Source organism: uncultured Nitrospira sp. (genome assembly GCA_902500695.1).
GTDB lineage: Bacteria > Nitrospirota > Nitrospiria > Nitrospirales > UBA8639 > Nitrospira_E.
Genome location: CABVRQ010000041.1, coordinates 25,609 through 34,661, shown reverse-complemented (window position 1 = coordinate 34,661; position 9,053 = coordinate 25,609). Strand labels below are relative to the sequence as shown.

The 9,053-nt window shown below is 52.3% G+C and carries 9 protein-coding genes; 1 reads left to right on the top strand and 8 read right to left on the bottom strand.

The window, feature by feature from the left end:
• Positions 1-276: 276 nt before the first annotated feature.
• From AAH187_RS11565 to AAH187_RS11530, 8 genes are all read right to left on the bottom strand, one after another.
• Complete coding sequence (locus tag AAH187_RS11565; protein ID WP_342348613.1) at positions 277-516, bottom strand: type II toxin-antitoxin system MqsA family antitoxin; 240 nt, start codon at positions 514-516, stop codon at positions 277-279.
• 37 nt (positions 517-553) lie between these two features.
• Positions 554-784, bottom strand: coding sequence for a DUF4258 domain-containing protein (locus AAH187_RS11560; RefSeq protein WP_342348614.1), 231 nt, complete (start codon positions 782-784; stop codon positions 554-556).
• Positions 785-847: 63 nt separating this feature from the next.
• Positions 848-1,054, bottom strand: coding sequence for a type II toxin-antitoxin system VapB family antitoxin (locus tag AAH187_RS11555; RefSeq protein WP_342348612.1), 207 nt, complete (start codon positions 1,052-1,054; stop codon positions 848-850).
• 509 nt (positions 1,055-1,563) lie between these two features.
• Positions 1,564-2,922 carry a sigma-54 dependent transcriptional regulator gene (locus AAH187_RS11550; RefSeq protein ID WP_342348611.1) on the bottom strand — a complete coding sequence of 453 codons (1,359 nt, stop codon included), beginning with the start codon at positions 2,920-2,922 and terminating at the stop codon, positions 1,564-1,566.
• Positions 2,915-4,525, bottom strand: a complete 1,611-nt coding sequence (locus AAH187_RS11545; protein WP_342348610.1) for an ATP-binding protein — start codon at positions 4,523-4,525, stop codon at positions 2,915-2,917. The genes AAH187_RS11550 and AAH187_RS11545 overlap by 8 nt, the downstream gene beginning before the upstream one ends.
• Before the next feature lie 375 nt (positions 4,526-4,900).
• On the bottom strand, positions 4,901-5,647 hold the full coding sequence (locus tag AAH187_RS11540; protein ID WP_342348609.1) for a gamma-glutamyl-gamma-aminobutyrate hydrolase family protein: 747 nt from the start codon (positions 5,645-5,647) through the stop codon (positions 4,901-4,903).
• Complete coding sequence (locus AAH187_RS11535; protein ID WP_342348608.1) at positions 5,640-6,758, bottom strand: glutamate-cysteine ligase family protein; 1,119 nt, start codon at positions 6,756-6,758, stop codon at positions 5,640-5,642. The genes AAH187_RS11540 and AAH187_RS11535 overlap by 8 nt, the downstream gene beginning before the upstream one ends.
• A 672-nt stretch (positions 6,759-7,430) precedes the next feature.
• On the bottom strand, positions 7,431-7,664 hold the full coding sequence (locus tag AAH187_RS11530; RefSeq protein ID WP_342348607.1) for a YtxH domain-containing protein: 234 nt from the start codon (positions 7,662-7,664) through the stop codon (positions 7,431-7,433).
• 397 nt (positions 7,665-8,061) lie between these two features.
• Between AAH187_RS11530 and AAH187_RS11525 the strand changes: the two genes are divergently transcribed.
• Positions 8,062-8,865: an ATP-binding cassette domain-containing protein gene (locus AAH187_RS11525; RefSeq protein WP_342348606.1), complete on the top strand. Its 804-nt coding sequence runs from the start codon at positions 8,062-8,064 to the stop codon at positions 8,863-8,865.
• The last annotated feature ends 188 nt before the right edge of the window (positions 8,866-9,053 follow it).

The following is a 9,053-nucleotide window of genomic DNA, read 5'->3' as shown; positions in this document are numbered from 1 at the left end:
AGGTCCGCTAGATGCGAAGAGCGTCCCTCCTTGGGGCCAGCCGGCAGGCGTCGGAGCAAAATTAAAGTGTACCGAGATAAGCCCAGGGAGAGCGGACCAACTCGCTGGGTTCAGAATTTCAAATACAGAAGAATATCAATTTTGCAAATTCATTCTTTAAGTGCTGAGCACAGATCCTTCGCTGCGCTCAGGATGACAACGGTACTTTAATTGAAGCGCTGATCCGGTTGCCGACCTGAAGGTGATGGGTCAGAAGAGGTTTTTTAACACAAAGCCTTAGGCGAGGGTCGTGACTTCCACTTGCAGACGTTTTTGTTTTGCCTCGTTGACGATCAATTCCAAACGGGCCGCAATGTCATCTTGAATCCAGTCGGCTCCACACATTGAGCATTGTAATGCCGGCACACTTCGGACCACCACAATGCCAAACTCCAACTCGGCGGTAAAGGTGGTTGTCCCGGGTTTTTTTGTGCCACCACAGAGCGGGCATTGAGATGGTAGATGATTTCGTGTCAACGATTTCTCCGTGTCTTAAAGTCAGGATGAAAATGCTCTAGATCCGGCCGATACACAGTAATAATGTATCCTGTTGAGGGATTGAATCAAGGGCAACGACAACATGAATCGGTTCAGCACCCTTCCAGCCGAAGAATAAGGCACTGGGGAATGGAGTATCATTGGCATAATCCTCAATTTCTTCATCGGTGCGAAGGATGTTCAATACATCTTGGCGCGAAATGTCTCGGTCCAGGATTCGCTCCAAGGCATGACGTTGCCATTCGATTCGACCATTCTCAATTGCCGCTTGAAGGATTTCGCGGTTCAGAGGGTTCTCCTTAGACGAGCGTCATGGTTTGCGTATCGATCGCCGTCGCATAGACAACCGCAGTTGTTTTTCTGATCCCGCAAGTTGAGCCAGGCGATTGGCCGCCTCTTTGGAAATGAGCGCCTCAAGTCCTAGCCGAACTAAGGAGGTTTTTTCTTCAACGCCGGTCAATTTTGCGGCTTTTTCCAGAAGGGCATCATCAATATTTAATGGCGTTCTCATATGCATGAATTTGTACTACTTATGCCTATAAGTCAACTTCTTCTTTAGATTGTCGAAGCGCGGATGGATGTTCGATTACGAATGTTGGGAGTACTTTGACTGTTTGAGAGATGCCGGGGTTTCGTCCCCGTACGACGAGGTCCTTTTGTTTCGGCAAAAGGACCCAAAACCATTGACGCCCCGTCTGGCCTTATTAAAGCGGAGGGACGCTAACTCTGCAGAGGGCGGACCAACTCGCGGGGCTCAGACACGGTCCGCTAGCTGTGAGGAGCGTCCCTCCTTGGGGCCAGCCGGCAGGCGTCGGAGCAAAATGAACCTTGGAGGAACTTCCATGAAAGAGGGGGAACCACAGACATGTCGGAGGGGAAGGAGGCCCGGATATAAGAGTCTGGGGCCGTGCTGAGGGTAGTCCTATGGCTTTACTAGATCCTTCGCCTCCGGCTCAGGATGACCACGGGTGGAGAGGGGGTGGTCGATGACTAACGTCGTGCATGACGGGTTGGGCGGAATGGGTTTTACCGGAGGCCGTATTCTTTGAGTTTTCGCTGGAGGGTTTTCCGGTGGATGCCGAGGAGTTCCGAGGTGCGGTTTTCGTCGCCTTGCTGGGCATCCAGGACTTTGAGGATATGTTCCCGTTCGAGCTGTCCGAGTGTTTTCCAGTCTGGATGGGATGGCGATTGGTCGGGGAGGGCGGGCGGCGCAACGAGCGCTAACGGGAGGTCGTGAGACATGATGAGGGAATGCGGGGTCATGACCACGGCACGTTCAATGGTATGTTCGAGTTCCCGCACATTTCCCGGCCACGAATAGTTGGTGAGCAGGGCTAAGGCCTGCGGGTGCACTCCGGTGATGACCTTATTATTGAGCTGGGTATATTTGGTGAGAAAGTATTCGATGAGGGTAGGGATGTCTTCGACCCGTTCTCGCAGCGAGGGCAGGTGCAGCGTGACAACGTTGAGCCGGTAATAGAGGTCTTCCCGGAACTTCCCGGATTCCACGAGTTTTTTGAGGTGTTTGTTGGTGGCGGCAATGATGCGGACATCGACTTTGATCGATTCCATGCCGCCCACCCGGCGGATTTCATGTTCTTGCAAGACCCGGAGGAGTTTGCTTTGCAGGTTGGGAGAGATGTCGCCGATTTCATCCAGAAAGCAGGTGCCTCGATTGGCCGATTCCAGGAGTCCTTTTTTGAGGGTGATGGCTCCCGTGAAGGCGCCGCGTTCGTGACCGAATAATTCACTTTCCAGCAGATTTTCTGTGAGGGTGCCGCAATCCACGGCGATAAACGGCCCGTCGCTTCGGAGGCTGTTGGCATGCATGGCCCTGGCAATGAGTTCTTTTCCTGTTCCCGTTTCACCATGGATGAGGACGGTGGATTCCGTTGGTGCGACGCGGGCGATGAGTTTGTACACGGCCACCATCGGTGGACTGTTGCCTTGTATCTGGTTGATGCCATTTCCTTTTGGCAGGAGTGGCTGAATCGATACGCGTGCCTCCTCCAGGGTGTGTTTATGGTCACAGGCCCGTCGGACGACGGAACGAATTTCTTCCAATGCGAAGGGCTTGGAGAGGTAATCGAAGGCCCCGGCTTTGATGCCTTCCACGGCCGTGGACAACGACCCATAGGCGGTGAGGAGAATGACCTGGGTGAGGGGGCTGCGTTTCCGTGTTTCAGCCAGGAGGGCTAATCCGTCCATCTGTGGCATTTGAATATCCGATAACACTACATCAGGCGTTTGATCGACAAAGGTGCCTAAGGCGGCTTGGCCACTTGTGGCGGTGTGCACCTGATAGCCTTCTTTTTCCATGATTTCCCGAAGCAGGGTCAGCGTGTCCGGTTCATCATCGACGATGAGGATGGTGGCTTTATGCATGATCCGGGATCCTCCAGGCCGGCAGCCGAATGAGAAAGCGGGTGCCTTGTCCTTCTTCGCTCTGCACGGTGATGTGGCCCTTATGCAATTGAATAATTTCGGTGGTGATGGCTAATCCCAATCCAGTTCCTGACCCCACACTTTTGGTGGTAAAGAAGGGGTCAAAGATTTTTTCGATGTGTTCCCGGGGAACCCCCGGTCCTGAATCGTGAATATCGACGATCACCTCCGGCCCCGTTTGAGGGGTATCTTCGGCGTTTCGTGCCTGAATGGTCAAATGCCCGCCGTCCGGCATGGCATCGATGGCGTTATCGATGAGGTTGTTGATGGCCTCCTGAAGATGAAAGGCATCTCCCTGGACCGACCACAGATCCGGCGCAAAGTTTGTGAGCCCCTGAATGCCCTGCTCTTGCAAAAGCGGCCGAAATAATAACAGCGACTGGTCGATCAGGGTCGGGAGGGAAACCTGTTCGACGGAGATGGTGGGTGTTCGCGTGAAGGTGAGTAAGTCCTGGATGCTGTGGGTGAGGCGATCGGTTTGTTTGAGCATGGTTCGCACCCGCTCCAGGACTTCCTGGGGAAGATGCGGATCTTCCTGGAGAAGTTGCAGATGTCCGAAGATGGCCGTTAAGGGTGTGCCGATCTTGTGGGCAATGGTGGCGACCAGTTGCCCCAAGACCGCCAACCGTTGTTGCCGGAGAATGTCACGTTGCGCAATGGAGAGGCGCTCGTTGACGGCGGCCAGCTCTTCATTCCGTTGCCTGAGTTCTGCGGTTGCGTCTTCCACTCTGGTTTGTAGAACATCCCGCGCCTGGGCTAACGCCTGATTCAATGAGGCATTTTCCTTCATCACCTCTTGGATCTGTTGTGCCATGGAATTGAACTGGCGGGCTAATTCGCCTATTTCGTCTGTTTTTCCGATCGGGACCAGGGTGGCCCATTGGCCCTTTTCAACCTCAGCCAGCCCGGTTTTTAGCCGCCCAAGGGGACGGATCACATGTCGATAGAGAAAAAAGTTTAACGCCGCCACGATGCCGAATCCCATGATCAGGCTGATGATGAGCGACCAATTGAGAAAAAAATGTGTGATGGTGGTAAGTTGCCCCGTCCAGTATTCGGCGTAGATGACCCCGGCGGTTTTTCCCTGTATGGCAAGAGGGGTGGATAATTTGAGCCGATCATCGCCGGGTTGATTGTGAAAGCGGCCCTGGGGTTCTTCAAATTGGAAGGTGTGGGTGACCATCAACGGGATGTCAGATGACGCGTCCTCGGTTTTACCAACCTGTGTGAGCAGGATTGGCGGATCATCGGCCTTGGCGCCTTTCCCATAGACACGAAGGAAGATGAGATCCGGGTTCCGACTCATCAAATCGTTTAAATATTTCTCCCGCAATGTCGCATTGTGAAAATGTTTTTCTGATTGAAACCGTGCGCCGATTTGGCGAAGGAGGACGAGAGATTTGGAGTGAATGACATCTTTGGCCAATTCCGCCACATAATATTGATGAAAGAGTTCCGTGACCAGAATGGCCCCGCCCACAATGAGCATGATGATGAGGGAGGCTTTGGCTTGGAGCTTCCAGGGATGTTGCCAGGAAATCATGGTTTGAACATTCAACCGATCTTTTTCATGTCGGGAAGAATTGTCTGAATACCAAATGGCATATGGCGAAAGGAGTGGCGTAAAGGCGTCAGGTACGTGTTCATCTCTTGGGTTATCTTGTCTTTACCTATAGTGAACGAAGGATCTCGCTGAGGCGTTGGGCTGTTCGACCCGGGCACAGATTCTTCACCTCCGGTTCAGAATGCCCATGTGGTACGGGCCATGCCGGGTAATTTGGTGATTGTCTCATGTCGGATTAGTGCCACGTGGGTTGCCGCATGCCACAGCCTGCCAATCTTTCGCATCTAATTTCTGGTTCATTGTTCGTTTTATTTACGAATCTGTGTGTATGACGATTGCGGCGAACCCGGCTGATTACGGGTTTCTTGTTCGTTGGTAATGTTGGCAGGATCGGACGAAGGCCCGGAGGAGTTTTTGTGTGGTTTGGCTGCGCAGTTGTCGTTCGGGGTGCCACTGCACGGTGAAAATATGGGGGTACTTGGGATGTTCCATCGCTTCAATCAGTCCGTCGCTGGCGATGGCGGCAGGAATGAAATCGGGAGCGAGGGTCCGGACTCCCTGGTGATGTTGGGTGGCCACCACCTTTCGTCCCTTTCCGAGGATTGTCGCCAATCGGGTTCCCTGAATGACTTTGATGGGATGTAGCCCGTTTTTCTTGCCTTCATGATCCACATGATAGCCCTGTTTGGGTTTATGAATATGTTGATGAAGGGTTCCTCCCTCCAGGACATTGATCAGCTGCATGCCATAGCAGATTCCTAAAATGGGCAACCGTCGTGTTTTGCCGGCCTTGTACAACCAGGCTTCAAACTTTGACCGGTTTTTGAACGCCACTTTTGTGCGTTTTTTAGGGCGTTCTCCATACCAGCTCGGGTCCAGATCGTCACCTCCGACAATGACCAACCCGTCAATGCCTTCCAGATAACGATTGCGAAGGGTTTCCCTGTGATTAATCGGAAGTAATACCGGATGGCCCCCCGCTTCGGTGACCGCGGCCGCATAGCGGTGGTCACATAATAAATCGTAGTTGGCGAAATCCTTGCGGTTGGATACGGCTTCACAGGTGATGCCGATTAACGGGGCGGGAAAGCGTTTACTCATCGATGGAGGCTCGCTTCCGGCCCAGCCACACCCGTTCGGTACTGGGAAAGGGGACCTTCAATTCGGTGGCAAAATCCTGCAAGGTATTGCCACTGAGCAAATGACCTAATCCTGAGCGATAGCGTTTGGCGAAGCGGCGTTGCCAGGTTTGCGGGTGCTCGCGAATGGCCAGGGCGACCGCATCATGAATGAGCCGAGTGCCGTTATATCTGCGTTTGAGCAGACGGAGAACCTCATAGATTTCTTCAGGTATATCCATGGCATCGATTTCTTCCCGGTGTTCCCAGAGGAATCGATCCAAATATTCCGGGGCTGGTATCCATTCCCGTTTCCAGGGGAGGTTGGCTTTCATGCCTTTGGTTGCGGCTTCTGTTCTGGCGAGGAGGTAATCGGCATGGCTCATTCGATTGGCAGCCGGCTTCCCTCTGAGCCATCGCAAACACACGGCTTTCACCAGACATAGATTCGCCACGACGAATTCAGGAATATTGGAATCGAAGACCCGGATTTCCAGAGTGGGCGGTTTGGTTTTTCGTCCTTTGCTATAGACCAGTTCCCTGGTATCGACCGAGGTGAGATCCCCTCGTTTCGTGGGCGTGAAGTAGGTGGCATTTCCCCTAAGAAACCGGTTGGAGGCTTTCCCTGTGACTTTTTTGTCCCATATGGGTGAATTGGCTCCGGTCGCGATGAGCAACGGGAGTTGGTCATGCAGATGCCAACTGAGGGCGGTGGCTTCTTGTTTGGTGAGTTTGCGATTGGCAACAGAGATGTGTAGGTGGGTGCCCGCAAACCGGTTCGTCCAGCCTCCCACAAATAACGGCACGCGATAGTCCTGTTCGTCTTCACGACTGCGATACAGTCCGCGCAGGTATTTTCGCAAGCCGGCCTTGAGTAAAAACAAGCTCTCCCGGACCGTACTAAAGGGACGACTGTTATATTCGCTGCCGATGGAGGCATCCCGCGTAAATCGCTCTCCGGATTCGGAAAGACCCGGCCGGGGTTTGGACAGGCGCCTGCCGATTTTGTGATCGGTGACATTAATACTGTACGCCTCGATTTCGACGCCAATGACAATTCGCTGATGAAACGGGATGCGTGTTATGCCTGCCATATCAAGATCGTATGTCCTTATCTGTTGTGGTGGCCGGGGAACGGGACTGGTTTCGGGTCTGCTGTCCTATCGGATTCGTGCAGGTTTCCATTGGCGGACCCATCGGTCAGAGAAGGGCCATTCCTGCCAATTGAAGGGGCTTGTGCTTGGTGACTGTGCGGCAGATCACTGAGGGGTATCACGCTCAAAATTTCAGAAATCACTGGTCATGTGGAGGTACGCTTATGTAGTAGATAACAAAATCTTCGGAAGGTCAATGGGACAGACTACTCGGAACCAATTGTAGTCCTCCGGGTAGAAAGAGTCTAGAAGGGGTAAATTGTTCCTTGAGTTTCTCTCATTTTTTCTGGCCTCCAAGACAACAAATTTCGAAGAGTCTTCGGGGTTTCGTGTCCAAACAAAGATATCCTCATTCAGGTAGGGGACACCACATGCTCATCTGGCAACTTCTCACCCGTTTGGCTTCCTAAGCCTCTGGGGAAGGCTCTGTGCCCATAGTGAAAATGCCATGGCTGAGATCCTTCGATGGATCTTGGACTGAGCCTCTTCGACTGCACCCAGGGGAGGCTTGTCGAACGGCTCAGGACGACAACGTCTTCCCCTGGGTGTTCCATCGTTCTTGGCTTGATTTACCCAGAGTTTCTAATCACTAGAGTCATGAATTTGTGCGTATTAGGCGCCCATGACGGCCGCTTTTCCCCGTTTGACAAAATCGTCAACTGTTTCTTTGGTGTTGTCCAGCCAGTCCTCGGCTTGATCAAATGTATCGGAGGCAAGATCCTGTAGGTCTTCTCTGGTTCGTTTCCCGGACTGTGGGGCCCACAACAGCCCTGCTGCGATTCCCAATGTAATTCCCGACACAAAGGCCATCGTCCCGATTGCGCATCCTGAAGACATCATTTTCATTTCGACCTCCCTGGGTTTATATGTAGCCTGTGAATGTTGGCCGTTTTGTACGGCTTACTGACTCTCACTCAATCTTTTATCAGAAGCAACTGGTGTGCCAGTGATGATTGTGTCGTTCATGGTAAACCATGGCCTGATTTTGGGCATTCTGTGGATTTTCCCGTTCGTTCATTTTTTCGAGATGGAGCAATTTGTCTTTGTGTGAGACGGGTTGTTTTTGCTAAAGAATAGCGGTGATGGATTTTAGGGTATGAGGATTTGGTGAAACATGCCGTGCTCTCCATTTCATGGTTACTGTATCGGCTGAATCCGATACGGAAATAATGTGTTCTGCCAAGTCGGTGGGATTTCTGCGTATTTGCGGATTGAAGTGCGCTTTTGTATGTCGGATACACAGATGAGTTTAGAAAAATCTCCTCTCATTCATATGCGCCATGCGACGGTGTATCGGGGAACTCAGCCTGTCCTCCATGATCTGTCTCTGGTCATTGGTCAGGGGTGTTCGACCGTTATCCTGGGTCCCAATGGGTCAGGGAAATCGACATTCATGAAGCTGCTTTCGAGGGAACTGTATCCGGTCGTCGGGCCGGATCAATATGTCCGGCTGATGGGGAAGGCGCACTGGAACGTGTGGGAATTACGGTCCCAAATCGGGATAATTTCGGCGGATATGCAACAGGCCTATCCGTGCCACACCACAGGGTTGGAGATTATTCTTTCGGGGTTTTTCTCTAGTTTGGATGTGTATGACCATCAAACCATCAGTCTCCGACATCGTACCGACAGCTCTGAGATGATGCGCAAGCTTGGGATTGCCCATCTTCAAGACCGCCCATTTGGGGAGATGTCTACCGGAGAACAACGGCGAGCCTTGTTGGGTCGGGCTTTGGTGCACGAACCTCGGCTCCTTGTGTTAGATGAGCCAACCACCGGGCTGGATGTGCAGGCGTGCTTTCAATACCTTCAGATCATTCGGGATTTCATCCGCCAGGGAGGCACAGTGATTTTGGTGACGCACCATGTCCATGAAATTCCTCCGGAGATTGATCGGGTTGTGTTGTTGAAACAGGGCCGGATCATGGAAGATGGTCTTAAGGTGGACGTTCTGAATGATCACCGCCTGTCCGCCCTCTTTGGGACTCCCGTTCATCTTCTTCATGACCACGGATGGCTTCAGATTGTCCCGGCCTCACCCGGTTAAGTTGGCGTCATGAAGACCGTTTGAAGGGTTTAGGATGACATGGCCTTCCAGGACGTGTTCTATTCCCTACAGGCTCCTCGTTCATCCGGCATGGCCGGTTCACTAAATTTTCCATTTGTTATATCAAGTTTTAAAGGAAAGAGAGCGGATATGGTTGACGGGTTTCTTCTGTTTGCGGTGTTGGATGT

Coding starts and splice junctions, on each gene's coding strand:
- AAH187_RS11555 (WP_342348612.1), bottom strand. CDS start 1,054: ATGCATATGAGAACGCCATTAAATATTGATGATGCCCTTCTGGAAAAA.
- AAH187_RS11550 (WP_342348611.1), bottom strand. CDS start 2,922: ATGCATAAAGCCACCATCCTCATCGTCGATGATGAACCGGACACGCTG.
- AAH187_RS11545 (WP_342348610.1), bottom strand. CDS start 4,525: ATGATTTCCTGGCAACATCCCTGGAAGCTCCAAGCCAAAGCCTCCCTC.
- AAH187_RS11540 (WP_342348609.1), bottom strand. CDS start 5,647: ATGAGTAAACGCTTTCCCGCCCCGTTAATCGGCATCACCTGTGAAGCC.
- AAH187_RS11535 (WP_342348608.1), bottom strand. CDS start 6,758: ATGGCAGGCATAACACGCATCCCGTTTCATCAGCGAATTGTCATTGGC.
- AAH187_RS11530 (WP_342348607.1), bottom strand. CDS start 7,664: ATGAAAATGATGTCTTCAGGATGCGCAATCGGGACGATGGCCTTTGTG.
- AAH187_RS11525 (WP_342348606.1), top strand. CDS start 8,062: ATGAGTTTAGAAAAATCTCCTCTCATTCATATGCGCCATGCGACGGTG.